This is a genomic window from Bradyrhizobium sp. I1.14.4 (assembly GCF_050435825.1).
Lineage (GTDB): Bacteria > Pseudomonadota > Alphaproteobacteria > Rhizobiales > Xanthobacteraceae > Bradyrhizobium.
Genome location: NZ_JBNDLA010000010.1, coordinates 64,371 through 87,405, shown reverse-complemented (window position 1 = coordinate 87,405; position 23,035 = coordinate 64,371). Strand labels below are relative to the sequence as shown.

Annotated in this window: 22 protein-coding genes and 1 riboswitch; of the genes, 8 read left to right on the top strand and 14 right to left on the bottom strand. The window is 65.6% G+C overall.

What is annotated here, in order from left to right:
• Nucleotides 1-3 precede the first annotated feature (3 nt).
• Together ABIB78_RS21225 and ABIB78_RS21220 are read right to left on the bottom strand one after the other, a co-directional pair.
• Nucleotides 4-657, bottom strand: coding sequence for an ABC transporter ATP-binding protein (locus ABIB78_RS21225; RefSeq protein ID WP_429028178.1), 654 nt, complete (start codon nt 655-657; stop codon nt 4-6).
• Between the two features lie 40 nt (nt 658-697).
• Nucleotides 698-1,456 (bottom strand): class I SAM-dependent methyltransferase, encoded by a 759-nt coding sequence (locus ABIB78_RS21220; RefSeq protein WP_429028175.1) that lies wholly within the window; start codon nt 1,454-1,456, stop codon nt 698-700.
• A gap of 223 nt (nt 1,457-1,679) precedes the next feature.
• Between ABIB78_RS21220 and ABIB78_RS21215 the strand changes: the two genes are divergently transcribed.
• On the top strand, nt 1,680-2,996 hold the full coding sequence (locus tag ABIB78_RS21215; protein ID WP_429028173.1) for an MFS transporter: 1,317 nt from the start codon (nt 1,680-1,682) through the stop codon (nt 2,994-2,996).
• A gap of 79 nt (nt 2,997-3,075) precedes the next feature.
• On the opposite strand, the gene ABIB78_RS21210 is transcribed toward ABIB78_RS21215, so the two are convergent.
• Nucleotides 3,076-4,794 (bottom strand): N-acyl-D-amino-acid deacylase family protein, encoded by a 1,719-nt coding sequence (locus ABIB78_RS21210; RefSeq protein WP_429028171.1) that lies wholly within the window; start codon nt 4,792-4,794, stop codon nt 3,076-3,078.
• A 129-nt stretch (nt 4,795-4,923) separates the two neighbouring features.
• Nucleotides 4,924-6,141 carry an MFS transporter gene (locus tag ABIB78_RS21205; RefSeq protein WP_429028169.1) on the bottom strand — a complete coding sequence of 406 codons (1,218 nt, stop codon included), beginning with the start codon at nt 6,139-6,141 and terminating at the stop codon, nt 4,924-4,926.
• A gap of 224 nt (nt 6,142-6,365) precedes the next feature.
• Between ABIB78_RS21205 and ABIB78_RS21200 the strand changes: the two genes are divergently transcribed.
• Entirely contained in the window at nt 6,366-7,613 is a 1,248-nt protein-coding gene (locus tag ABIB78_RS21200) for a hypothetical protein (RefSeq protein WP_429028167.1), read from the top strand.
• Between the two features lie 165 nt (nt 7,614-7,778).
• Here ABIB78_RS21200 and ABIB78_RS21195 read toward each other — a convergent pair whose 3' ends face one another.
• Complete coding sequence (locus tag ABIB78_RS21195; protein WP_429028165.1) at nt 7,779-7,949, bottom strand: hypothetical protein; 171 nt, start codon at nt 7,947-7,949, stop codon at nt 7,779-7,781.
• Between the two features lie 109 nt (nt 7,950-8,058).
• Nucleotides 8,059-10,269, bottom strand: coding sequence for a TonB-dependent receptor (locus tag ABIB78_RS21190; protein WP_429028162.1), 2,211 nt, complete (start codon nt 10,267-10,269; stop codon nt 8,059-8,061).
• 176 nt (nt 10,270-10,445) lie between these two features.
• A riboswitch (cobalamin riboswitch) is annotated at nt 10,446-10,643 on the bottom strand.
• A gap of 112 nt (nt 10,644-10,755) precedes the next feature.
• Between ABIB78_RS21190 and ABIB78_RS21185 the strand changes: the two genes are divergently transcribed.
• From ABIB78_RS21185 to ABIB78_RS21175, 3 genes are all read left to right on the top strand, one after another.
• Nucleotides 10,756-11,799 (top strand): FecCD family ABC transporter permease, encoded by a 1,044-nt coding sequence (locus ABIB78_RS21185; RefSeq protein WP_429028160.1) that lies wholly within the window; start codon nt 10,756-10,758, stop codon nt 11,797-11,799.
• Nucleotides 11,796-12,569 carry an ABC transporter ATP-binding protein gene (locus ABIB78_RS21180; RefSeq protein WP_429028157.1) on the top strand — a complete coding sequence of 258 codons (774 nt, stop codon included), beginning with the start codon at nt 11,796-11,798 and terminating at the stop codon, nt 12,567-12,569. The genes ABIB78_RS21185 and ABIB78_RS21180 overlap by 4 nt, the downstream gene beginning before the upstream one ends.
• Nucleotides 12,570-12,715: 146 nt before the next feature.
• Nucleotides 12,716-13,504 carry an ABC transporter substrate-binding protein gene (locus ABIB78_RS21175; RefSeq protein ID WP_429028155.1) on the top strand — a complete coding sequence of 263 codons (789 nt, stop codon included), beginning with the start codon at nt 12,716-12,718 and terminating at the stop codon, nt 13,502-13,504.
• 183 nt (nt 13,505-13,687) lie between these two features.
• Here ABIB78_RS21175 and ABIB78_RS21170 read toward each other — a convergent pair whose 3' ends face one another.
• The 8 genes from ABIB78_RS21170 to soxX all read right to left on the bottom strand — a co-directional run bounded on the left by ABIB78_RS21170 (nt 13,688) and on the right by soxX (nt 19,728).
• Nucleotides 13,688-14,728: an MBL fold metallo-hydrolase gene (locus tag ABIB78_RS21170; protein WP_429028153.1), complete on the bottom strand. Its 1,041-nt coding sequence runs from the start codon at nt 14,726-14,728 to the stop codon at nt 13,688-13,690.
• 300 nt (nt 14,729-15,028) lie between these two features.
• Nucleotides 15,029-15,484 carry a hypothetical protein gene (locus ABIB78_RS21165; protein ID WP_429028150.1) on the bottom strand — a complete coding sequence of 152 codons (456 nt, stop codon included), beginning with the start codon at nt 15,482-15,484 and terminating at the stop codon, nt 15,029-15,031.
• A complete protein-coding gene (soxB, locus tag ABIB78_RS21160) occupies nt 15,481-17,229 on the bottom strand; it encodes a thiosulfohydrolase SoxB (RefSeq protein ID WP_429028148.1) in 1,749 nt (582 codons plus the stop codon). Before soxB ends, ABIB78_RS21165 begins: the two co-directional genes overlap by 4 nt.
• A 181-nt stretch (nt 17,230-17,410) precedes the next feature.
• Nucleotides 17,411-17,725, bottom strand: a complete 315-nt coding sequence (locus tag ABIB78_RS21155; RefSeq protein ID WP_429028145.1) for a hypothetical protein — start codon at nt 17,723-17,725, stop codon at nt 17,411-17,413.
• Complete coding sequence (soxA, locus tag ABIB78_RS21150; protein WP_429028510.1) at nt 17,722-18,531, bottom strand: sulfur oxidation c-type cytochrome SoxA; 810 nt, start codon at nt 18,529-18,531, stop codon at nt 17,722-17,724. The genes ABIB78_RS21155 and soxA overlap by 4 nt, the downstream gene beginning before the upstream one ends.
• Nucleotides 18,532-18,569: 38 nt before the next feature.
• Nucleotides 18,570-18,881 (bottom strand): thiosulfate oxidation carrier complex protein SoxZ, encoded by a 312-nt coding sequence (gene soxZ, locus ABIB78_RS21145; RefSeq protein ID WP_429028142.1) that lies wholly within the window; start codon nt 18,879-18,881, stop codon nt 18,570-18,572.
• 29 nt (nt 18,882-18,910) lie between these two features.
• Nucleotides 18,911-19,405, bottom strand: a complete 495-nt coding sequence (soxY, locus tag ABIB78_RS21140; protein ID WP_429028139.1) for a thiosulfate oxidation carrier protein SoxY — start codon at nt 19,403-19,405, stop codon at nt 18,911-18,913.
• A 32-nt stretch (nt 19,406-19,437) separates the two neighbouring features.
• Nucleotides 19,438-19,728: a sulfur oxidation c-type cytochrome SoxX gene (gene soxX / locus ABIB78_RS21135; protein ID WP_429028508.1), complete on the bottom strand. Its 291-nt coding sequence runs from the start codon at nt 19,726-19,728 to the stop codon at nt 19,438-19,440.
• Between the two features lie 230 nt (nt 19,729-19,958).
• Between soxX and ABIB78_RS21130 the strand changes: the two genes are divergently transcribed.
• The 3 genes from ABIB78_RS21130 to ABIB78_RS21120 all read left to right on the top strand — a co-directional run bounded on the left by ABIB78_RS21130 (nt 19,959) and on the right by ABIB78_RS21120 (nt 22,960).
• Nucleotides 19,959-20,648 (top strand): DUF938 domain-containing protein, encoded by a 690-nt coding sequence (locus ABIB78_RS21130; protein WP_429028137.1) that lies wholly within the window; start codon nt 19,959-19,961, stop codon nt 20,646-20,648.
• Between the two features lie 276 nt (nt 20,649-20,924).
• A complete protein-coding gene (locus ABIB78_RS21125; RefSeq protein WP_429028136.1) occupies nt 20,925-21,422 on the top strand; it encodes a type II toxin-antitoxin system HicB family antitoxin in 498 nt (165 codons plus the stop codon).
• 293 nt (nt 21,423-21,715) lie between these two features.
• Nucleotides 21,716-22,960 carry an MFS transporter gene (locus ABIB78_RS21120; RefSeq protein ID WP_429028133.1) on the top strand — a complete coding sequence of 415 codons (1,245 nt, stop codon included), beginning with the start codon at nt 21,716-21,718 and terminating at the stop codon, nt 22,958-22,960.
• The last annotated feature ends 75 nt before the right edge of the window (nt 22,961-23,035 follow it).

Below are 23,035 nucleotides of genomic sequence, written 5' to 3'. Positions count from 1 at the left end.
TGATCACGCTACCACCCCGGCATGCAGGGTGACCCGGCGGTCGAGCGTCGCGGCGAGCCGGACGCTGTGGGTGACCATCAGGAAGCCGCAGCCGGTGCGCCTTACCAGATCTCGCGCCAGTGCCAGCACCTCGTCGGCAGTGTCCTCATCGAGATTGCCGGTCGGCTCGTCAGCGAGCAGCAACAGCGGCTTCGGCGCCAACGCCCGGCCGATCGCGACGCGCTGCTGCTGGCCGCCGGACAATTGCTCGGGATAACGCTTCAGCAGGTTTTTCAGTCCGAGGCGCTCGACCAGCTCGTCATGCCAGCCGGCGTCGTGGCGGCCGGCGATGCGCGACTGGAACACGAGATTGTCCGCAACCGTCAGGCTCGGGATCAGGTTGAACTGCTGGAACACGAGGCCGAGCCGGTCGCGACGCAGCTCGGCGCGGCCGGCATCGTTGAATCCGGAGACGACGATATCGGCGAGCCTGATCTCGCCGCTGTCGGCGGCGTCGAGTCCAGCGATCAGGTGCAGCAGCGTGCTCTTGCCGCTGCCGGATTCGCCCGTCAGCGCGACACTCTCGCCGGTTGTGACAGCGAGGTCGACGCCGCGCAGCACCGCGACGTCTTCACCGGCAGCGCGGTAACTCTTGGTCAGGCCGGTGACGCGAAGCACCGCGGCGGTCTGGTCAGGTGAAGCGATGGCCGTGCCTCATTCAAGGCTTCTGGTATTTCAGGACGAACTCGTCGATCGGCACCGGCGCCTTGAAGACGGGAATGTCCTTGGGGTCTTCCGCATGATGCAGGAAATCACCCTCGGCGACCAGCCTGAAGCCGGCCGCCTCGATCTCCTGCTTAAGGGTGCTCTCCTCAATCCGGTGCAGCGTCTTGGCGACGCTTGTGCCTTGGCCCGGCTTGGCCGAGTGGTCCGCGATGACAAGGAAGCCGCCCGGCTTCAGCGCGGCGAACATCTTCTTGTTCATCGCGGCGCGATCGACCGGCAGATAGCTGATGTCGTGATAGAAAAAGAAGAAGGTGATCATGTCGAGGTTGTTGAGCTCGGGCGGGATCGGGTCGTCATAGTCGCGCACCACATGGACCACGTTCTGCATCGCGGGCGCCTTCGCGCGGGTGTCGAACTTGTCCTTGACGAACCGCTCGAGCACGGTGGCCGAGTCCTGCGCGTAGACCTTGCCCGACGGGGCGACGGTGCGCGCCAGCAATTCGGTGCTGTAGCCGGCGCTCGCCGCCATGTCGAGGACGGTCATGCCCGGCTTGACGCCGGCAAAGGCGAGCATCTTGGCCGGCTGGCGGCGCTGGTCGACCTGGCGATCCGCGTCGCTGCGATCGGGTGCGGCAACGATCGCGGCGTAGTCGGGGCTTGCCGCATCTTGTGCGCGGACTTGGGGCACGGCGAGCAGCGCGGCGGACACGAGTGCAACGCAGGCGGCCGCGCGTAGGATCGATTTGTTCATGAAATAACCCCGGGCTTTTCGTTGGCCCCGAACATAGCAGGGGGGACATGACAGATCACCGCTTCACGGGCGTGACGACGCGATCGTGATCGGACCGTCAGCGGCGCGCCGGGGCGTGTGACCCCGGGAAAATGCGTTGTTGCGTTGCGCGGCGAGGCGTGGCTAGCATCGCCAATTGGGGCCGATTTTACGAAGCCAAAAACGAAACGACGGGGAGCCAGACATGACGACGCAACCGACGCCCAAGGCAATGTCAATGGGGACGCCCAAAGGCGCCTGGCAGATCACCTGCCTTCTGTTCCTGTTCATGGTGGTGAACTTTGCGGACAAGATCGTGGTCGGGCTTGCCGGCGTGCCGATCAGGAAGGAAATGGGTCTCACGCCGGAGCAGTTCGGCGATCTCGGTTCGGCCTTCTTCCTGCTATTCTCGATCTCGGCAATCGTGGTCGGGTTCATCGTCAACCGCGTTGATACGCGCTGGGTGCTGCTGATCCTGGCGGTGGCGTGGTCGCTGGCGCAATTCCCGATGATCGGCACCGTCAGCTACGCGACGCTGGTGATCTGCCGCATCATCCTCGGTGCCGGCGAGGGGCCGGCCTTCTCGGTCGCCGCGCACGCCATCTACAAATGGTTTCCGGACGAGAAGCGCACGCTGCCGACCGCGATCCTGTCGCAGGGCTCTGCGTTCGGCGTGATCCTCGCGGTGCCCGCGCTGAACTGGATCATCGTCAATCACAGCTGGCATCACGCCTTCGGCGCGCTCGGCATCGTCGGCCTGCTGTGGGCCGTCGCCTGGTTCGCGCTCGGCAAGGAAGGACCGCTGGTGTCGACGGCTGCCGTCATGGCCGACGAGCCGCGGATTCCTTACCTGAAGCTCCTGACCTCGCGCACCTTCGTCGGCTGCGTGGTTGCGACCTTCGGTGCCTATTGGGCGCTGTCGCTGGGACTGACCTGGTTCACGTCCTTCATCATCGAGGGGCTCGGCTTCTCGCAGCAGCAGGCCGGCTTCGTTTCGATCCTGCCCTGGATCTTCGGCGCGACGATTGTCATTCTCACCGGCTGGATTTCCCAGCTGATGCTGACGCGCGGCTTCACTACCCGCGGCGCGCGCGGCGTGCTCGGCTCGGTGCCGCTGATCGTCGGCGGCTGTATTCTCGCGACGCTGCCGTATGCGCCGCCGGGCGCACTGATGATCGCGCTGCTTGTGATCGGCTCCGGCCTGTGTGGTTCGATCTACGTGGTGTGCCCGCCGATGCTCGGCGAGTTCACGCCGGTGTCGCAGCGCGGCGCGATCATCGCGATCTACGGCGCGTTGTACACCATCTCTGGCATCCTGGCGCCGATGGTGATGGGCAATGTGATCCAGCACGCCGCCACGCCGATGGCCGGCTACATGACCGGTTTCACCATCAACGCCGCGATCATGGCCGGTTCCGGCCTGCTGGGATTGCTGCTGCTGTGGCCGAACACCGAGCGCGCGCGGCTAACGGGCACGACGCAACCCACGGCCGCGATCAAAGGCGCGATGTCGCCGACGTAAGCGGCGCAGCTCCAGCAACTCGCTCCACTTCGCCTCTCCCCTTGTGGGAGAGACGGGAGTTTGCTGCGACGGCTTTACTTCAATTCAATCTCTGCGCGCCGCGGACGAGCCTGCCGGGCCGGGCGCCGGTGGCCTTGCCCTCCCGCTGGGTCACCACGCCGGAGACGATGGTGGCGTCGTAGCCGTCGACCTGCTGCAGCAGGCGCCGGCCGCCGACCGGCAGATCGTAATGCACCTTTGGCGGATGCAGGTGCAGCCGGTCATAATCGATCACGTTGACGTCGGCCTTGAAGCCCGGCGCGATCACGCCGCGATCAGTGAGCCCGACCGACAGCGCGGTCTTGCGCGACTGCGCCGCGATCACGAACGGGATCGAAAGCTTCTCGCCGCGGCTGCGGTCACGCGTCCAGTGCGTCAGCAGATAGGTCGGGAAGCTGGCATCGCAGATGATGCCGCAATGTGCGCCGCCGTCGGAAAGACCAGGCACGGCGCTGGGCTCGCGCAGCATCTCGTGCACGGCATCGAGATTGCCGTCGGCATAGTTCAGGAACGGCACATAGAGCATGCCGCGGCCCTCGTCGGTCAGCATCGCCTCATAGGCGAGCTCTTCAGGCTGCCGGCCCTGGCGGCGCGCCTGCGGGCCGAGCGCGTTCTCCGGCGGCTGTTCGTAGTCCGGCGGATTGCCCAGCAGATACATCTTGTCGTAGTTCGGCCGGAAGAACAGCGGATCGTCGGTCGCCGTCGTGGTTTCGCTCAGGATCGCCGCGCGCACCTCCGGCCGGCGCAGATGCGTGAGCCGCTCGGCCAGCGGAAGTTTGGCGATTTCGCGATAGCTCGGATGGGTCTGGAACGGGTTGCGCGACAATTCCAGGCCGAGCAGCAACCCGACCGGGCGCGCGGCGATCTGGGTCGTGATCGACAGGCCGCGGGCGGCGGCCTCATTGATGGTGTCCATGGTCTGCCGCCAGCGCCGCGGCGCCTTGTCGGCCTGGGCGACGGAAAACGAGATCGGGCACCTTGTGTTTTCAGCGACCCGCAGCATCATCGGCAGGTCTTCGTGGACGGTGCTCTGGTCGAGCACGAATTGCAGCACGCTGCGGCCGACGCCGTGCATCGCGCCGGCGATCGCGGTCAACTCGTCTTCGCCCGCTTTCAGCGTCGGTGTGTAGTCGCCGGTCGAGGTGCGGTGATTGAGCGTGCGCGAGGTCGAGAAGCCCAGTGCGCCCGCACGCACGGCGTCTCCGGCGAGCGCCGCCATTGCCTTGTTGTCCTCCGCCGTTGCGGGATCGCGGCGCGCGCCGCGCTCGCCCATCACATAGACGCGCAGCGCTGCGTGCGGCAGCTGCGCGCCGATATCCATGTCGAAGCTGCGCTTCGACAGCCACTCCATGTAATCGGGGAAGCTCTCCCAGGCCCAGGGAATGCCGGCGCTCAGCACCGGCTCCGGAATGTCCTCGACGCCTTCCATCAGCTGGATCAGCCTGCCATGATCGCTTGGCCGGCACGGCGCGAAGCCGACGCCGCAATTGCCCATGATCGCGGTGGTAACGCCGTTCTGCGACGACGGGGTGATGTCCTGGCTCCAGGTCACCTGGCCGTCGTAATGGGTGTGGACGTCGACGAAGCCCGGCGCCACCAGCTTGCCGCGCGCGTCGATCTCTTCCTTGCCTTTTGGAGAGACCTTGCCGACTTCGGTGATCTTGCCGCCCGAGATCGCGACATCGGCCTCATAGAGGTCGCCGCCCTTGCCGTCGGCGATGGTGCCGCCGCGGATCACGAGGTCTGGGGTCGAGGTCATGGCATTTCATCCCGAGGCTGTTCTTGGTTAGGCGGCATCATGGGTGAGCCCTTGATGCTGTCAACCACCGCGGATGACGTTCTGGAATGCGTCCGTCTCGTGTTTCGCGTGGAGAAACGCGCTTTGCGTCTATGCAGCCGCGGGAACTTGCGCGGGCTTGCGCTCGGTGACCAGCGCGAGCAGCACGGTCAGCACCATGAAGACCACCGAGGCGCCGAACACCCAATGCGGCATGTGTTGGTCCATGATCCAGCCGAACAGCAGCGGGCTGACGATGCCGCCGAAGTTGAAGCCGGTGGAGACGATGCCGAAGGCGCGGCCGGCGGCACCGGGAGGCGCGGCGTTGCGCACCATCATGTCGCGCGAGGGCGCGATCACGCCGCCGAGGAATCCGGCGAGCCCCATCGCGAGCGTGAGCGCCACCGGCGGCAGGTTCGCCAGCGCAATCAGCAGCACCAGCACGGCATTGACCGCGAAGCAGGCCGCGGCGAGCTGGCTGTGGCGGTGGGTCCAGTCGGCGAGATAGCCGCCGGCGAGCACGCCGGCCGCGCTGGCGCCGAGGAACGCGGTCAGTGCGATGTTGGCCGTCGAGAACGACGCGCCATAGCCGCCCATCAGCGCGACCACGCCGAAATTGTTGATGCCCGAGGTCGACAGGCTGAGCAGTGTGAAGAAGGCCGTCAGCACCATCAGCGCCGGCGTGATCACGCTCGCCTTCGGCGCCGCCTCGTCCCTTGTTTTGTTCTTGTTGGCGCCGGCATCGGGAATGCCAAGCACGATCAGGAACAGCGCCACCAGCGGTCCCACTGCGCCGGCGACGATCAGCGCATTGAGGCCGCCGATCGAGGCGACCAGCGCTGCCATGATCGCAGGCGCTACCGCGCCGCCGAGGAAGCCGGCAAAGGTGTGGATCGAGAAGGCGCGGCCCATCCGCGCCTCGTCCATATGGGCCGAGAGGATCGCGTAGTCAGCCGGATGATAGACGCTGTTGGCGAGGCCGAGCAGCACGGCGCAGACGATCAGCGAGGTATAGCTGAGATGCAGGCCGAGCCCGATCAGCGCGCAGCCGCCGACCGTGAGTCCGATCAAGAGGATCTTGCGCGCACCGATATGGTCGGCGAGATAGCCGATCGGCGCCTGGGTCAGGCCGGAGACCACCGCGAACACCGTCAGCGCCAGGCCGAGCTCGACATAGCCGACGCCGAGTTGCTGTTTCAGGAACGGGAACAGCATCGGCAGCACGAAGATATGGAAATGGCTGACCCAATGCGCGACCGAAATCCCGGTCAGCGTGCGCAGCGCGCTGTCGGCTTTCGCTTGCTGCGGTGCGGCCAAAATGTCGACCATGTCGTTGAAACCCCAGTTTCATAGCGTTTTCGAGCGAAGTAGGTACCGGTTCGCGTGAAGAAAACGCGCCAAAAACATGCCCGGCAGGGCGACGTGAAAATAGAGGTTGGCCGCTAATTGTCCATGAACGCAGGCGCATGGCTGCCCCCGGCGCGGGCGTGCCGGATCGACACATGCGGCATTAAATGCGGCGACAAAGTGCGGCGGTGCGGTGATGATCGGACATGATCGACGCCAAAAATCCGCTCCGCGTGCTGGTGTCGGAGGGCTCCAGCACCTCCGGCCGCGAGGCGATCACGATCCTGGGGCTGGCCGGCCATCACGTCGAAGTCTGCGATCCCTCGCGCTGGTGCCTGGCCCGTTACTCCCGCTTTGTCCGCAAATATCACCATTGTCCACCTCTGCGCACCGATCCGGCCGGCTTCCTGCGCTTCGTCGAGCGCCTGCTGGCGTCGCAGCATTTCGATGTGCTGCTGCCGACCCATGAACAGGGCTTTCTGTTCGCCCGCGCCGCGGAGCGGCTGATGTCACGTACCGGTCTCGCGCTGCCGGACTTCGCTGGCTATCGCGCCGTGCACAGCAAGGCCGGCTTCAGCCGTCTGCTCGACCAGCTCGGCCTGCCGCAACCGCCGACCCGGATCGTGAGCTCAGTCGACGAATTGCGCGAGGCGGTGCGGTTTCCGTCCGTGGTCAAGACATCGGTCGGCACCGCCAGCCGCGGCATCTGGTTCGTGCGCGATGCCGGCGATCTCAATCGCGCGCTTTACGATCTCGAATCCTCCGGCGATTTTGCCGGCGAGGTGCTGGCGCAGGATCTCATCACCGGCACGGTCGAGAAGGCCCAGTCGGTGTTCTGCCGCGGCACGCTCACCGGCTTCCACGCCTACCGGCAGATCGCGGCCGGCGTCGGCGGCGGCGAGGCGATCAAGGAGAGCGTGAGCCGGCCGGCGATTCGCGCCTGCCTCGAGACCATCGGCGCGCATCTCGGCTGGCACGGCGCGCTCTCGGTCGACGTCATCATGCCGCTCGACAGCGCGACGCCGCTGCTGATCGACTGCAATCCGCGGCTGGTCGAGCCTGTCAACGCGTATCGCGCCGGCACGGATCTCGTCGACCTCCTGCTGCGGGTCTCGCTCGGTGAAACGCCGGCGCCGCTGTCCGAGGGCCGCGCCGGGGTGCGGACGCATCTGGCGATGCAGGCGCTGCTCGGCAGCGCATCGCGGGACGGCACGCGGCGCGATTTGATCCGCGAATGCGGCCGCATTGCCGCGGGTGAAGGCCTTTATCGGGGAAGCAGCGAGGAGTTGACGCCGGTGCGGCTCGATTGGCTCAGCGCCGTGCCGCTGGCGATGACCACGGCGCTGCTGCTTGCATCGCCGCCGATCGCATCATCGCTGGCGCGCGGCGGCTTTGGTGCGCATCTGCTCGATCGCTGCAGCATCAGGAAGATCGAGAGCGAGGATTTCGAGTAACTCCATCCGCGTCGTCCCGGGCAAGCGAAGCGCGACCCGGGACCCATAACCACCGAAGGTGATTGTCGCCATCGCTGGAGCCACATCGCGCTTCAACAACCCGACCCTGTGGTTATCGGTCCCGGCTTTCGCCGGGACGACGTGGGGATGGACATCGCTCATCCCTCACAACGGCTCGTCGTCATTTCCGTAGCGGTCGAGCTTCGGCGTGGCGATGTCACCATCCTCATACTCGTCGTCCTGCGGCGGTGCGGGCGGTGGAGGCGCCTTCAACTTTTGGTCGGCCTTGTCGTTGATCCTGGCACCGCCCTTGCTCTTCTTTCTGGCCTTGGCCATGCGTTTCCCCTGCGCGGGTCAAATCAATTGCCGGAAGTCTACCCCAATTGCGGGCGCATGTAATGTGAGAGGAGACGCGGCGAGATCACCCCTGCCGCGCCGGAAAAGCTCAAAACGTCGCGCCGGCCTTCACCATGTAGGTGCGGCCGGGCAGCGGATAGGCCGAGAAGCGGCCATCCGTGAACGAGCTCGCGATCGCATAGTCGTAGTACAGCGCGTTGAACAGGTTGTTGACGCCAAGTGACCAGAAGAAGCGGTCAACCTGCCCGCTCAGCTTGATATCGGCGGTGGCGTTGCCGGGGATCCGGCTCTGGGTGTTGGCCTGGTCGTTGTCCATGATGCGCGAGCTCCAGGCCCGCAGCGTGGCGTCGAACACCAGGTAGTTTTGCCAGATATTCCAGGTCACGCCGAGATTGCCGGTGTAGCGGGACACCAGCGGCACGTCGTTGCCGGCCCACATGCCCTCACGGAAAACCGCGCGGGTGATCGCCATGCCGCCGCGCAGGGTCACGCTGTCGCTGACCTTGAGCGAGGCGCTGGTCTCGGAGCCGTAGCGGCGGGTCGGGTCGAGGTTGACGTTGTAGAACAGCACCGGGTTGAAATGGATCTCGTTCTCAAGATCCATCAGATAGACGCTGGTCTGGACCTGAAACAGGTCGGTCTTGACCCGGAAGCCGCCCTCGACGTCCTGCGAGGTCTGGGTTTTGAACTGGAAGTTCTGCGGGATCGGGGCGAAAGTCAGCGGGTCGAATGACGGACCCGACGCCACGCGCTCGTCGACATCTGGCGTGCGGAATGCACGCGCCGCGCGGCCGAACACCGAGAAGGTGTCGGTCAAGCGATGCTCGGCACCGACATGCAATGCGTACTGCGTCTCGTTGCTGTCGAGCGGCGCTGCCTGCGTGTCGAAGGCAAAGGGCGCATTCGGATCGTAGCGATCACGTGCCGAGACGCTCGTGTTCTGGACGCGTGCACCGTAGGAGAAGTCGGTCGTCGGCAACAGGCCGATTGTGTGCTGCCAGTAGCCGGCTACGGTCTGCTGCTCGATGTTGTAGATGTGGAACGGGTCCACGCCCTGATAGGCGCCGCGCGCCTCGCGGAACGTCGAATCGTAATAGTCGATGCCGGTCAGGACCGTGGACGGCATCCCCAGCATCAAATTCTTGACGCTGAGACGCGGCGTGAGCGACCAGGTCTCCAGCGCGGCATCGTTGTAAGTCGACGCGAAGCTGATGGTCGGCACCGTGCCGAAAAAGCCGCTCTGGGTGTCGCGCTGCCGCCAGCCGCCGTCGATGATGAAGTCGACGCCGTTCATCAGCGTCCTGGTGAAGCCGGCGGTGACGCTGGCGGTCTGCTGGTTGGCGTAGTCGAACGGCGTGGCGGCACCTCGGCGATCGGTGAGCAGCTCGTTGACGCCGATCGACGGATCGACCAGCCGCCCGCCGGGCAGGCCGAGCTTCTGGTCGCTGCCGGTGACAGTCAGGAAGGCGGTGAAATCGGGCGTGGTGTAGTTGATGTTGCCGACGGCATTGCGCTGGTCGAGCGCGTTGTTGACGCGGTAGCCGTCGGACTTGATGCCGTTGCCGTAGAACGAGGTGGACCATGGCCCCGAATTGAGCGCGGCGGAGACGGCGGCCATGCGGGTGTTGAACGAGCCATATCCGGCCTCGGCTCTCATCGTCGCCGGCGGACCGCCGGCGCCGGTCTTGGTGACGATATTGACCACGCCGCCCACCGCGTTGTCGCCGTAGAGCACCGCGCCGCTGTTGCCGCGCGTGATCTCGATGCGCGCGATCGAATCGAGCGGGATCGTGGTGAGATCGAAGCCGGCCTTGTCGACGTCGTTGAGGCGGCGGCCGTTGAGCAGGAACAACGTATTGTCAGTGGCGAACGCGCCGAAGCCGCGCAGATCGACGGAGGTCTTGGCGCCGTTCGGTCCCCCGTAAAGCGACTGCAGCTGGACGCCCGGCACCTGTGCGAGAATCTCGGGCAGCGATTGCACCGGCGAATGCGCGATGTCGTCGGCCGTGATCACGGTCGAGGCGGATCCGACGATGCCGGCAAACTGGCGGCCGCCGCCACCGGTGCCACCCGACCCGGTGGCCGTGCCGGTCCCTGTCGTGCCCGGTCCGCTCCCACTGCCCGAGTTGTTGCTCTGCGTGGTACCCGGCGCCGGGCGGCGTGGCGCCGGCGCTTCGTCCGCGGCCGGCCTGGCGCGGGTGACGTTCTGGTCGCCCGGCTTGGTGACCTCGATGGCCGGCAATTGATCGGGCGACTGCTGCGCCCACGCAGCGGAGGCAAGGATTGCCGGCGCGACCATCGTCGACGCGAGCAGAAGCGCGCGTCGCCGATGGGAAGGGAAGGAAAACATCAGCGAGACCTCGGTAACGTCAGTGGTACGTCACCGCGGACCAGTCTCACCATCGTGCTTGCAGCCTCAGGTGCTTGCAGCCTCAAGTGAAGCTAATGCCTGTACTCCCCGACCGGCATCGTCGCGTGTGACCACGGCTGACGGCAGGTCTCCTGGCTCGCGGGCCGTTACCCTTCGTCGCCTTCCCAGGACCGAGATTCCCAGTGGCCTGTGACGAAGGATTCACCGCATACAGTTGCGGGGGCAGCCGCGGCCTTGGGGAAGTTTCCCCGCACCGCATTCCCTTTTCATCTCATTAAAGAACCGTCATGTTCATCTAGGGTTCGGCCGGGCAGCAAAGTCAATCCGGCGGAAGTCGGGCAACGGCCGCACGGCCACGGTTTTTGTCGAGTGTCGCTTGTCTGCCACGGCGATCGCTGTAAGAGCATGGATCCAATGAGCGTGCAGGATTTTGCCTTGGCGGCCGAGGTCGCGGCGCGGCGCCGGTGGGGCGCCACCGCGGCGCTGCTCGCACTCGTGGTCCTGCTGCTGATGCTCTCGCTCGGCATCGGTCCGGTGCGGCTGTCGCCGCTTGCGGTGATCGAGGCGCTGTTCGGCGGCGGCAGCGACGTGGCGCAGGTGATCGTGCGCGAGATCCGGCTGCCGCGCACCATTCTGGCGTTTGCGATCGGCGGTATTCTCGGCCTGTCCGGCGCGGCGCTGCAGGGCTTGCTGCGCAATCCGCTGGCCTCGCCGTCGCTGTTCGGCGCGCCGCAATCGGCGGCATTCGGTGCGGTGCTGGTGATCGCACTCGGCCTCGCTGACGTGCGCTCCTACGCGCTGCCGGTGGTGGCGATCGTCGCCGCGTTCGGCTCGGTGTTCGCGCTGCTCGCGATTGCCGGCCGCAATGCCGGGCTGTTGATCCTGATCCTGGCCGGGCTCGCGATCTCGAGCTTTGCGGGTGCTGCGACGGCGTTGGTGATGAACCTCTCCAGCAATCCCTTCGTGGTGCTGGAGATCGCATTCTGGCTGCTCGGCTCGCTGGAGGATCGCAGCTTTCAGCACGTGGCGCTGGCGTTGCCTTTCATCATCGCAGGCGCCGCCATCCTGCTGAGCCAGGCGAGCGCCTTCCGCGCGCTGACGCTCGGCGAGGAGGCAGCACAGAGCCTCGGCGTCGATGTCGGGCGCCTGCGGCTCACCGTGATCACGGGCGTGGCGCTCGGCGTCGGCGGTGCGGTCGCGGTCACCGGCACCATCGGCTTCATCGGTCTGGTCGCGCCGCATCTGATGCGACCGGTGATCGGTCACGATCCGGCGCGGCTGCTGGTGCCGAGCGCGCTCACCGGCTCGGCGCTGCTGCTCGCGGCCGATATCGCGGTGCGCATCATCCCCTCGACCTCGGACATCAAGGTCGGCGTGCTGACCTCGATCATCGGCGTGCCGTTCTTCCTCTATCTGATCATGCGCGAACGCCGCGCGCTCGGCGGAGGCGTGGCATGATGCTGCTCTCCGCCGCCGCTCTCAATGCCTCGCTCGGCAGCCGCAAGGTGCTGCACGATGTCGCGCTGTCGCTTGCATCCGGTCATCTGGTCGCGCTGGTCGGTCCCAACGGCGCCGGCAAGACCACGCTGCTGCGCGCGCTCGCCGGGCTGATCCCCTCCGACGGTGACATCCGGATCGGCGGCGATGCGTTGGTGTCGCTTCCGTTGCGCGAGCGCGCGAAACGTTTCGCCTATCTGCCGCAGGGGCACATGGTGCACTGGCCTTTGCCGGCGCGCGATATCGTCGCGCTCGGCCGCTATCCGCATGGCGCGACCGATCCGGCACGACTGTCGCCAAAGGATATGGAGGCCGTGCTGCGGGCGATGCAGGCGGTCGACGTCACAGAATTCGCCGACCGCCGCGTCACCGAGCTCTCCGGCGGCGAGCGCAGCCGCGTCGCGCTGGCCCGGGTGCTTGCCGTGGAGGCGCCGGTGATCCTCGCCGACGAGCCGACTGCATCGCTCGATCCACGCCACCAGATCGACGTGATGCAGAAGCTGCGCAACGTCGCCGATACCGGTGTGCTGGTCATGGTGGTGACGCACGATCTCGGGCTCGCCGCGCGGTTTGCCGATCATGTGCTGGTGCTGTCGGAGGGGCGGCTGGCGGCGCAAGGTACACCCGTTGAAGCGTTGTCGGAGGCCGTCCTGGCCAGCGTGTTCCGGGTGAGCGCCTATCGCGCCGAATTTCAGCGCGAGGCCGTCATCGTGCCGTGGGCTGATGTCTGATGTGTGCGCAGTACTCCCGCGGGCTTCCATCACCTCCCCCGCAAGCGGGAGAGGGAGCGCAGTCTTTCCGTGGCTGGCAGTTCCGCTCATTTCTTCGTACGCTAACGTTTGCCGTTCTGGCATGGTTCGTGTCCGGCAGCGCTTCGTTGGCCGCCGGACCGCGCATCGTCTCGATGAATGTCTGCAGCGACCAGCTCGTGCTGTCGCTGGCCGATCCGGACCAGATCCTCGGCCTCAGCCGCTTTTCGCGCGATGCCTGGCAATCCTGGGCCGCCGGACAGGCGCGAAACTATCCGCGCCTGTCCGGCGAGGCCGAGGACGTGCTGCTGCTCAAGCCCGACATCGTCGTGGTCAGCCTGTTCGACAAGCGTGCGACGCGCGATCTGCTGAAGGCCAACGGGCTGCATCTCGTGGAATTCACAGTGCCCCGCACGCTGGACGAGGTGCGGGACCAGATCCGCGCGATGGGCGATGTGGTGCAGCATCCGGATCGGGCGCTGGCCGAGATCGCGCGCCTCGATGCGGCCATCGCGCGGGCGCGGGCGTTGGCGAGTGGTCATCATTATCGCGTGCTGCCGCTGGAGCGGCGCGGCTTTGTGTCGGGTGACAGCAGCCTCGTCAGCTCGCTGCTGGCGGCAACCGGCCTGACCAACGCCGCTGGTGAGCTCGGATTCAACGCCGGCGGATTTGCCTCGCTGGAGGCGATCGTGAAGCTGCGGCCGGATTTCATCCTGGTGTCGGAGGCCGGCGACCGGGCCGAGGATGACGGCCGCGCCTTCCTGCTGCATCCGGCGCTGGAGCGCTTCTATCCGCCCGACAAGCGCATCGTGCTGCCCGAGCGGCTCACCGTGTGCGGCGGCGTGATGCTGGCGGATGCGCTGGACCGGCTGACCGCGGAGCTGCAGCGGGTGAGTGCTGCTGGCGGCTCTCACTAAACCCGTCATCATGAGGAGCGCGTAGCGCGTCTCGAAGGATGCACGGCCCGGATGTTTCCAAGTGTTCGCGGAGGAACCGGGGCCGTCGCCCTTCGAGGCTCGCTTCGCTCGCACCTCCAGCGACAACGGCGAAGCCGTTGCGTGGGGGTGACGGTGAGATTTGATTTGCGCGGTTTCGCGTGGCTAACCCGTCACCACCGGACCGCCGGCCTTCTTCCACGCGTCGATGCCGCCTTCGATATGGGCGGTGTTCGCCAGCCCCGCCTTCTTCGCGGCAGCGACGGCCATCGCCGAACGCTCGCCGAAGGCGCAGAAGAACACCACGCGGCGGCCGGTTGCGGCCGCGACTTCGCGCAGCATGCCGCCGGGTTGCAAGGTGGCGCAAATCCCGGGGTAGGGCGCGTGCAGTGCGCCGGGGAGCGTGCCGTGCTTGGTCCGCTCGCCGCTTTCGCGCAAGTCCACCAGCAGGATATCGGGCCGGCCGAGGCTTGCGATGGCGTCGCGCGCGTTGAGGGAGAGGCCTTCCTTGGCCAGCTCGTTCTGGTGCAGGCCGACATGCATGTTGGCGGGCACCACGACGTCCATCAGCTTCGGGTTCGGCAAATTGAGATTGTTCATCAGCTCGACATAGTCGTCGATCGATTTCACCTGCAGCCGCGGATTGTAGCGCTTCTCCTCGCCGATCGTGGAGACGGTGTCGCCCTTGTAGTCATGCGCGGGGAATACCATGGTCTCCTCCGGCAGCTTCAGCAGGCGGTTGAAGATCGAATCGTACTGCGCCCGCGCGCTGCCGTTCTGGAAATCGGTGCGGCCGGTGCCGCGGATCAACAGCGTGTCGCCGGTGAAGACGCGGTCGCCCATCAGATAGCTGTAGGAGTCGTCGGTGTGGCCGGGCGTGTACATCGCCTCGAGGCAAAGGCCCTCGATCGTCACGCTGTCGCCGTCGGAGACGCGCATCGACACCACGTCGGCCTTGCTCTGCTCGCCCATGATGGTAATGCATTGGGTGCGGTCGCGCAGCTCGCCGAGGCCGGTGACGTGATCGGCGTGCAGGTGAGTGTCGACGGCCTTGACCAGCCTGAGGTCGAGTTCCTGCAACAGCTTGCAATAGCGGTCGGCCTTCTCCAGCACCGGATCAAGGATCAGCGCCTCGCCGCCGGCGCGGCTCGCGAGCAGATAGCTGTAGGTGCCGGACACGCTGTCGAACAACTGGCGAAAGATCATGACGGCTTACCTATTCTCCAGGTCGAGTCGTGAGGAGGATATTATTCCATAGATAGGCCCGCTTCAAAGCAAATCCATCCCCGTCCAGAAACCTGTCGGAATTTTGGGGGAGCGACCTCAGGGGCGGGCGTAACTCCAGCCCTGCTCCTGCAACCCATCAGATGCACCACGCCCAACGGTACGATGGTGGCGTCCGGGGCGACGGAGCAGTCCATTCTATCGTCTCGTCGAGACATGGATTGCTTCCGCCTTCGCCGAGGCTTCGGCGGACAAGTCGCTTCGCTCGCAATGACGCTGCGATTACGGACGAACCAGCGTGTATCCGTTCTCGGTGAGGAGCAAAATCTGCGCGACCCCGACCTGCACGGGGGTGGCGGCTGCGATGTAGTCCGGCCGCTTGCCGGTGTCGCGCTCGATCGTGTCGACGGTGTTGAGGCAGATGTCGACCCGCGCGCCCTGCGCGACCAGGCTTTCGACCAGCTTGCGGTTCGCGTTGTCCGGCCTGAGCAGATCGATGCCCGGGCCGAAGGCGACGATCTCGACCGCCACCTTGTCGGGGTCGTAATGCTTCATCAGGTTGTTGGCGATGCTGATGACGAGGCCCTGCTTCTTCGGATCGTTGTCGGAGAGCTGCAGCACGACCTTGTGCTCGGCGAACGGCTTGTCCTGCAACGGTGCGAGCTGGGCGCGGGTGGGCGGTGTCGCAAGCGCGATCGCCGCAAAGCCGAGCGCAGCGATGAGCGCGCGCCGCGTCATCCGTGCCTCGCAATGCCCGGGTTGTCCTCGACGCCTTTCAGGGTCACGCTGGGGTCGTCGCGGTTCGGCGGCCGGCCTGAGCGCAGATGCTTGGCCACGACATCCCAGATCGGCGCGCCGCTCTGCTGGTTGACCGAGGCCCAGCCCGCGACCTTGTAGTGCTTGCCGGCCTCGAGATGCTTGCCGTTGCGAAGCTTCAGCTCGGAAATGCGCTTGCCGACGGATTCGCCCGGCGTGCAGGTGTAGGCAAGGCCGCCGACGCGGACCATGTCGCCGCCCTGCTGATAATAGGGATCGGTGTTGAACAGGTTGTCGCAGACGTCTTCCAGCACATCCTTGATCTGGCTGCCGGTCATCGTCGCGACGTAGGTCTCGGGATACGTGATCGCGGTTTCCGACAGCACGTCTTCCATGGTCAGCGGTTGGCCGGCGAGCGTGGTGAGGCCCCAGCGGAACCCCGGCGACAGCGCGATCTCGGCGTTGAGCTCGTTCAGCAGCGCGTCGCAGATCAGCTGGTCGACGGTGCCGGAGAAATTGCCGCGGCGGTAGAGCAGGCGGTCGGCCGTGCCGAGCTTGTCGCTCCATTCGTCGGCATGCGGATCGCGCATCTTGTCGATCAGCGCCTGCATCGCCGGATCGGGCTTCAGGAGCTCGGCGAACACCGGCAGCAGGCGGTAGCGGATATTGGCGACCTTGCCCTTGGCGAGATCGAGATCGAGCACGCCGATGAACTTGCCGTTGGAGCCGGCATTGGTGACCAGCGTGACACCGCCGGCGTTGGTCACCGTGATTGGGATCGGAATCGCGTCGTGGGTGTGGCCGCCGAGGATGACATCGATGCCGGTGACGCGGCTGGCGAGCTTGAGGTCGACATCCATGCCGTTATGCGACAGCAGGATCACCGCCTCGACCTTGTCGTTGTTGCGGTGGCTGTCGACGAGTTTTTGCAGCTCCTCGTCGCGGATGCCGAAGGTCCAGTCCGGCGTGAAGCGCTTCGGATGCGCGATCGGCACATAGGGAAAGGCCTGGCCGATGATCGCGATGCGATGGCCGCCGATCTCCTTGATCGTTGACGGCTTGAACACACGCCCCGAAGCCGGATCGAACGCCTTGGCGTCGTTGAACGCAGCTTCCTCGGTCAGGAATACGTTCTGCGCCAAAAACTCGCCCTTGAAGCGGGAGAGATTGTCGAGCAGCACCTGCTCGCCATAGGTGAATTCCCAATGCCCGGTCATCGCCTCGATGCCGAGCAAATTGGCGGCCTCCACCATGTCGGCGCCGTTCATGGCGTTGGCGAGCCCTGAGCCCTGCCAGAGGTCGCCGCCGTCGAGCAGGATCGAGCGCTTCTCGCCGACATCGGCGCGCAGCTTGTCGACCAGCGTCTTCAGATGGGCAAAGCCGCCGAGCCGGCCGAAGCGGACGGCGGCCTTCTCGAACTCGACGCAGGTAAAGGCATAGGCATCCGCGCTGTCGGGCCGGATGCCGAAGCGATCGAGGAACGCCTTGCCGACCAGGTGCGGCGGCTGGCCGGCCATCGCACCGACGCCGATATTGACGCCGGGCTCGCGGAAGAACACCGGCTTCAGCTGCGCATGCGTGTCGGTCACGTGCAGGATGCGGGCGTTGCCGAACCGTTCGAGGTCGTAGACGCTGGCGGTATCGGCGCTGCGCGCAAAGCGGGGCAGGCCGGCCGTCAGCGTCGCGGCGGCCGAAGCTCTCAGGAAATCCCGGCGGCGGATGATCATCACTCTCCCGGCATTCGGTTCGAAGCCACGCGGGCGGTAGCAGGGCTCTCTCCCCCCTTGCGGGGGAGAGTTGGAGAGAGGGGTAAGCCACGAACACCGCCCGTGCTTACCCCTCTCCCTAGCCCTCCCCCGCAAGGGGGGGAGGGAACCCTTCCGCCCGTGCTTCCCTAACTCTTGAGTGTCAGCGAACTTCCATGTCCTTCCAGCGTTCCTTTTCGCTGGTGGCCTGGAAGATCGATGCCTTTGCCAGCGCCTCGGCCTCCTTGGCCTGGGCGACTGCGGTGTCGAAATCACCAGCCTCACCGGCCTTTTTTGCGGCTGATAGCGTCGAGGCTGTCGTGGTCCACTGGTTGCGCAGGCTGCCGGCCTCCTTGTTGGCGGCTTCAGCCGCGGCATAGGCCGCCTTGTAGTCGGCCTCGGAGGCGGCGAGGGCTGTGGTCGCAGTCGCGATCAGCAGGGCCGATGCCGCGAAGATCGCTCTGATGGCCGCGCTCATGGCCTTGCTCCCGGACCCGAAATCGGCAGGCCATTGCTGACATAGGACAGGTAGTATTCGAGATTACGGTACTCGTCGTCCTGCGGATTGAGCGGCACGCCGCGGATCTGGCTGTTGCAGGTGGTGAAGCGGCGGCTGGTGGTGCCCATGCCTGACCATTCCGAGCGGTAGATCGGCATCGCGTTCAGGATGCCGAGCGCTGGCGCCAGCACCTCGGCGCGGATCCGCTCGCCCGGGCTCTGGATATGGCAGGTGGCGCAGGAGAAATTGAGCTGACCGCGGCGGGTGTAGAAATATTCCTTGCCGTTCTGGTAGGCCTGAAGCGCGCGTGGATCGTTCGGGATCTTGATGTCCATCGGCTTGCCGCGCGAGGTGAAGGCCATGTAGGCGGTGAGCGCGGCCATGTCGTCCTTCACATAGGAGAACGGCGCCTCGCCATTGGCCTCGCGGCAGCGGTTGAGCGCGAGCTCGAGCGTGACGACCTTGCCTTCCTTCTCGTCGAAATAGGGATAGTTCTGGCGGATGCCGATGCCCTTGTTCGGGAAGCAGTCGGCGTAGGTCTTGCCGTTCTTGAACGGCGTCGCGAACATCTCCTTGCCGGCTTCGAGCGAGAATTCGTAGGGCGGAAACTGCTCCTTCTCTTCCCACTGCTTGTGCAGGTCCTCGTTCATCGAATAGGGACCGTTGACGAAATCCTCGGGCTTCAGCTTGGGGAATTTGGTGGTGAAGAGTTTCTGGAACGCCGCCTTGTCGGCGGCGGGATCGACGCTGTCGGCTGCGCGCGCGGCCGGCGCGAGCGCCAGCATGCCGAGCGCGAGCGTAGCGAGGATTGCCAAGCGCCGCGTCATTGAATCTTCGCCGTGGTGGTGTCGGTCGCGCCCTTGTTGTCGACCCAGTTGACCTTCAGATCGTCGCCCTTCTTGCCGCCCTTGAACGCGAATTTGACATAGGGGTCCTTGGAGACGCCGCCGCCCCAGTCGGCGACGAACACCGGCTTGCCGTCATACTCGAAGGTCAGCACCTGGATGAAATGCGGCGGAATGATCTCGCCCTTGGCGTCCTTGACGAAGCCGGAATCCATCGGATGCTGGATCAGCGCCTGCACCTCGATGGTGTCGCCGTTTGACGTGGCGCGCACGCGAATGCTCGATGCCATCTGTTTGCTTCCTTATCGTTTGCGCAGGATCAGCCGCCGCAGCCGCCGACGGTGACCTTGATTTCCTTGTGGGCGCTGTAGAGCTTGCCGCCGGCCTCGACGATCACGGTGACGTTGCTGGTCTTGGCCATCTTGATGCGGTTGGCGACCGTCGGCAGCGTACCGGCCGGAATCTTGTACGAGGCGATCAGCGAGATCGGATTCTCGCTGACCAGGAACGAGATCGAGGTGACGTCGGCCAGCGTCGTGGTGGCGGAGATCGGCACCACCGCGCCATTCTCGGCGATCTCGGGCGCGTCCATCTTGACCTTGTCCGAAGGCTCGGCGGTCTTGCCGTAGAGCGCCTTGATCGCGTCGGCCTCGTTCTTCTGCTTGAACGCCTCTTCCGGATATTTGTCGTTGGCGGCGGCGAGCGCCTGCGGCACGTCGAACGGAATGACGCCAAGCCCGATCAATGCGGCGACGCCCGCGCCCTTCAGCACCAGGCGGCGGTTCCTGAAAAACTCGCTGGTCGTGATGTTCATCGAAAAAATCTCCTCAAGCGACGGTCGTGGCGTCACAAGGTTTGCAGGAAGTCGACCACCGCGTTGATTTCCTTCTCGCTCAAGATCCGGTTTCGGCCGAACGGCGGCATCACGGTTTGCGGATTGCGCCTGGTCTCATCGGTCACGATCGCGATCAGCTCGTCGCGGCTGTATCTCGCCTTCAGGCCGGTCAGCTCGGGGCCGATCGTGCCGGGCAAATCGCCGCCCTTGATGACATGGCAGGTCAGGCAATTGCCCTTGCCGCGGTCGAAGGCGAGCCTCTCACCCTCGGCGGCGGATTGGGCCTGCGCGGGCAAGGCCATAGCCGTGCCTGCCAGCAGCGCCAGAACGAAGGCTGGCTTGGAGAAAGTGGCGATCAAGGACGTTTCCCGGGCTTCAATCTCGATGATCCCATCGCAATATAAAGAGTGGAAAGCACAAAGGCCATCGGCTGGCAACTCGGAGAATAGGCGCGTTGCGACGGGGTTAATGGAAGCGTGGTGGTCCGTCTGCCTGTCATGTTTGTGCGATTGAGCCCTTAAGGAGAAGCGTAGTGGCGGAGTTCGTGGTGGAGTTCGGCAAGGACGGCAGGCCGGTCGAGGCGGACGGTCGGCTCGACGCGGCAGCGTTCCACCGCAATCACCAGCCGATCTGGGCGGTCCTGAAGGACTACCTCGTCGGCCAATCCGGCGACGTGCTGGAAGCCGGCAGCGGCACCGGCCAGCATGTCCTCTATTTCGCAGCTCAGACACCCGGCGTCACCTGGTGGCCGAGCGACCTCCATGCGGCCCATCTGCGCAGCATCGAGGCCTGGCGCGCGCATGCTGCCCTTGCCAACATCCAGCCACCACAGCCGATTGATCTGTCGGACCCGGCCTGGTCGCCGGTGCCGTCGGACGGCAAAGGTCCGGAAAAACTGCTCGCGATCTTCTGCGCCAATGTGATCCACATCGCGCCGTGGCGCGTGGCCCAGGGCCTGTTCGCCGGTGCCGCGCGGCATCTGCGTGCCGACGGCCGACTGTTCCTCTACGGCCCGTTCAAGCGCGACGGCAAGCACACCGCGCTCAGCAATGCCGTGTTCGACACGTCGCTGCGCGAACGTGACGCCGAATGGGGCGTGCGTGATATCGCCGATGTCGAGAGGCTCGCGGAGAGCAATGGGCTGGAACTGGCCGGCACTTTTGAGCTGCCGGCCAACAATATGATCCTGATGTTTGTCCGGAAGGGTGCCGCTCAATCATAGGCGAGGCACCAGCCCTCGCCACGCAGCCAGCAGCGTTCGTCGGGAACGTCGGCATCGCGGGCGTCACCTTCTGCCAACCGCCGCGCGCGAAGGCTTCGGCCAACACCTTTTCAGGCGCCTCGTCGCGGCCGGCGGGGCGTGGTGCATGAGATAGGCGTGCAGCGACGGCTGGCCGTTGTTGAGGCGCCGCTGCCGCGCTCTCCCACGATTGCGTGTATTGTGTGATTTGACACACAGAGGTGTGTCAAATAGCATACTCCGACGATGGAGGCCAGAATGAAGAGACGGCTTTATCCGGCCGTGCTGGAGCGCGGTCCTCGCGGCGCGTTCGGCGCATGGTTTCCGGACTTTCCGGGCTGTGTTGCCGGCGGCAAGTCGCAGGAAGAGGCGATCGAGCGTGCCGAGCATGCGCTGGCGCAGGCGGTGGACGGTTGGGTCGAACAGGGCCGTGCGCTGCCGGAGCCGACGCCGATCGAGCGTATCGTGCCGCCCAAGGGCTCCGACGTCGCCGCCTTTTTCATGGTGGGCGTCGATCCGCCCGATCCATCCGAGCGCGTGAATGTTTATCTGCCGAAAAGCCTGATCACGCGGATCGACAAGCGTGCGGCCGAGCTCGGCGTGAGCCGTTCGAGCTTTTTCGGCTTTGCGAGCTCGCTCGCGCTTGAATGGCCGGGCGGCTATCCGCGCGGCGCCCCGATCGCGCCGCGCTCCAAAGTCCACAAGACCGGCGCGATGCGCGCCGAGAAGCGGCCGGGCAAGAAGCCGGCGCGGTAAGTGACGCGCGATGCAACACGCGTGACGTCGTCCTGGCGAAAACCAAGACCCATTACCCCAAATGCTGTTTGTTGCGCGTAGCTGGGGCCGCGGTCCCTCTCACAATAACACTCGGTGGTTATGGGTCCTGGTTTTCGCCAGGACGACGCCGGGGTGTGAGTATTCGACCAGGCTAACCCTCGTGCGCCTCCCGCATGGCGTGCGTCCGTTTGCGCCGGTTGATCGGCCTGCACCTGCTCTCCATAGTGCCGGCGATTGGAGGCTCCCGCCGGGGCTTCAACGCGGGAATGCTGATGATCGATATGACGGCTGCGGACGAAACCAGCGATGACGCGCGGGCGCGCAGCAATGTGTGGCGGCTTGCGGCGGCGCAGGCGCTGACCGGCGCCAATTCGGCGGTGATCTTCGCCACCGGCTCGATCGTCGGCGCGACGCTGGCGCCCGACATCTCGCTCGCGACGGTGCCGCTTTCGATGTATGTGCTGGGGCTTGCCGCAGGCACGCTGCCGACCGGCGCGATCTCGCGCGCCTATGGAAGGCGCGTCGCCTTCATCGTCGGCACCTTCTGCGGCACGCTCACCGGCGCGCTCGGCGCCTGGGCGATCCTGCATTCTTCGTTCTGGCTGTTCTGCGGCGCGACCTTTCTCGGCGGGCTCTATGGCGCCGTCGCGCAGTCCTATCGCTTTGCCGCGGCCGATGGCGCGAGTGTCGCGTTCCGGCCCAAGGCGGTGTCCTGGGTGATGGCCGGCGGCGTGTTTGCCGGCGTGCTCGGGCCGCAGCTCGTGCAATGGACCATGGACATCTGGCCGCCCTACCTGTTCGCGTTCTCCTTCGTGATGCAGGCGCTGGTCGCGCTGGTGGCGATGGCGGTGCTGTCGGGTGTCGATGCGCCGAAGCCCGCAGCGGCAGATCTGCATGGTGGCCGCCCCTTGCTCGAGATCGCCAGGCAGCCGCGCTTCATTGCGGCGGCACTGTGCGGCGTGATCGCCTATCCGATGATGAATTTGGTGATGACCTCGGCGCCGCTCGCCATGAAGATGTGCGGGCTGTCGGTCAGCGATTCCAATTTCGGCATCCAGTGGCACATCGTGGCGATGTATGGCCCGAGCTTCTTCACCGGCTCGCTGATCGCCCGCTTCGGCGCGCCTGTCATTGTCGCGCTCGGGCTGGCGCTGGAGGCGGTCGCCGCGATGATCGGGCTGTCCGGCATCACCGCGCCGCACTTCTGGGCGACGCTGTTTGTGCTCGGGATAGGCTGGAACTTCGCGTTCGTTGGCGCTTCCGCGCTAGTGCTGGAAACGCACCGGCCACAGGAACGCAACAAGGTGCAGGCATTCAACGATTTCCTCGTGTTCGGCATGATGGCGATCGGCTCGTTCTCGTCGGGCCAATTGCTGGCGCATTACGGCTGGAACGCCGTCAACATGGTGGTGTTTCCGCCAGTGCTGCTCGGGCTCGTCGTGCTGTCGCTGGTGTCATTCGCCAGGCGGCGGGCGAAATTGCACGCGCTGGACGAAATTCCGGACCTCGGCATCTAATCTCCTGCTGCCAACTGCTGCCAACTGCTGACACTTCGATCAGCTTCGAAATGATCGGCTTGCCAGGCTGCTCAC

Bases quoted from the DNA above. Each gene is read 5' to 3' on its own strand.
- ABIB78_RS21215 (WP_429028173.1), top strand. From the start codon at position 1,680: ATGACGACGCAACCGACGCCCAAGGCAATGTCAATGGGGACGCCCAAA.
- ABIB78_RS21195 (WP_429028165.1), bottom strand. From the start codon at position 7,949: ATGGCCAAGGCCAGAAAGAAGAGCAAGGGCGGTGCCAGGATCAACGAC.
- soxX (WP_429028508.1), bottom strand. From the start codon at position 19,728: ATGGCCTTGCCCGCGCAGGCCCAATCCGCCGCCGAGGGTGAGAGGCTC.
- ABIB78_RS21190 (WP_429028162.1), bottom strand. From the start codon at position 10,269: ATGGTCGCGCCGGCAATCCTTGCCTCCGCTGCGTGGGCGCAGCAGTCG.
- ABIB78_RS21170 (WP_429028153.1), bottom strand. From the start codon at position 14,728: ATGATCTTTCGCCAGTTGTTCGACAGCGTGTCCGGCACCTACAGCTAT.
- soxA (WP_429028510.1), bottom strand. From the start codon at position 18,531: ATGCTGGCGCTCGCGCCGGCCGCGCGCGCAGCCGACAGCGTCGATCCC.
- ABIB78_RS21220 (WP_429028175.1), bottom strand. From the start codon at position 1,456: ATGAACAAATCGATCCTACGCGCGGCCGCCTGCGTTGCACTCGTGTCC.
- ABIB78_RS21155 (WP_429028145.1), bottom strand. From the start codon at position 17,725: ATGAGCGCGGCCATCAGAGCGATCTTCGCGGCATCGGCCCTGCTGATC.
- ABIB78_RS21200 (WP_429028167.1), top strand. From the start codon at position 6,366: ATGATCGACGCCAAAAATCCGCTCCGCGTGCTGGTGTCGGAGGGCTCC.
- soxZ (WP_429028142.1), bottom strand. From the start codon at position 18,881: ATGGCATCGAGCATTCGCGTGCGCGCCACGTCAAACGGCGACACCATC.
- soxB (WP_429028148.1), bottom strand. From the start codon at position 17,229: ATGATCATCCGCCGCCGGGATTTCCTGAGAGCTTCGGCCGCCGCGACG.
- ABIB78_RS21165 (WP_429028150.1), bottom strand. From the start codon at position 15,484: ATGACGCGGCGCGCGCTCATCGCTGCGCTCGGCTTTGCGGCGATCGCG.
- ABIB78_RS21205 (WP_429028169.1), bottom strand. From the start codon at position 6,141: ATGGTCGACATTTTGGCCGCACCGCAGCAAGCGAAAGCCGACAGCGCG.
- ABIB78_RS21185 (WP_429028160.1), top strand. From the start codon at position 10,756: ATGAGCGTGCAGGATTTTGCCTTGGCGGCCGAGGTCGCGGCGCGGCGC.
- ABIB78_RS21125 (WP_429028136.1), top strand. From the start codon at position 20,925: ATGAAGAGACGGCTTTATCCGGCCGTGCTGGAGCGCGGTCCTCGCGGC.
- ABIB78_RS21210 (WP_429028171.1), bottom strand. From the start codon at position 4,794: ATGACCTCGACCCCAGACCTCGTGATCCGCGGCGGCACCATCGCCGAC.
- ABIB78_RS21180 (WP_429028157.1), top strand. From the start codon at position 11,796: ATGATGCTGCTCTCCGCCGCCGCTCTCAATGCCTCGCTCGGCAGCCGC.
- ABIB78_RS21120 (WP_429028133.1), top strand. From the start codon at position 21,716: ATGATCGATATGACGGCTGCGGACGAAACCAGCGATGACGCGCGGGCG.
- soxY (WP_429028139.1), bottom strand. From the start codon at position 19,405: ATGAACATCACGACCAGCGAGTTTTTCAGGAACCGCCGCCTGGTGCTG.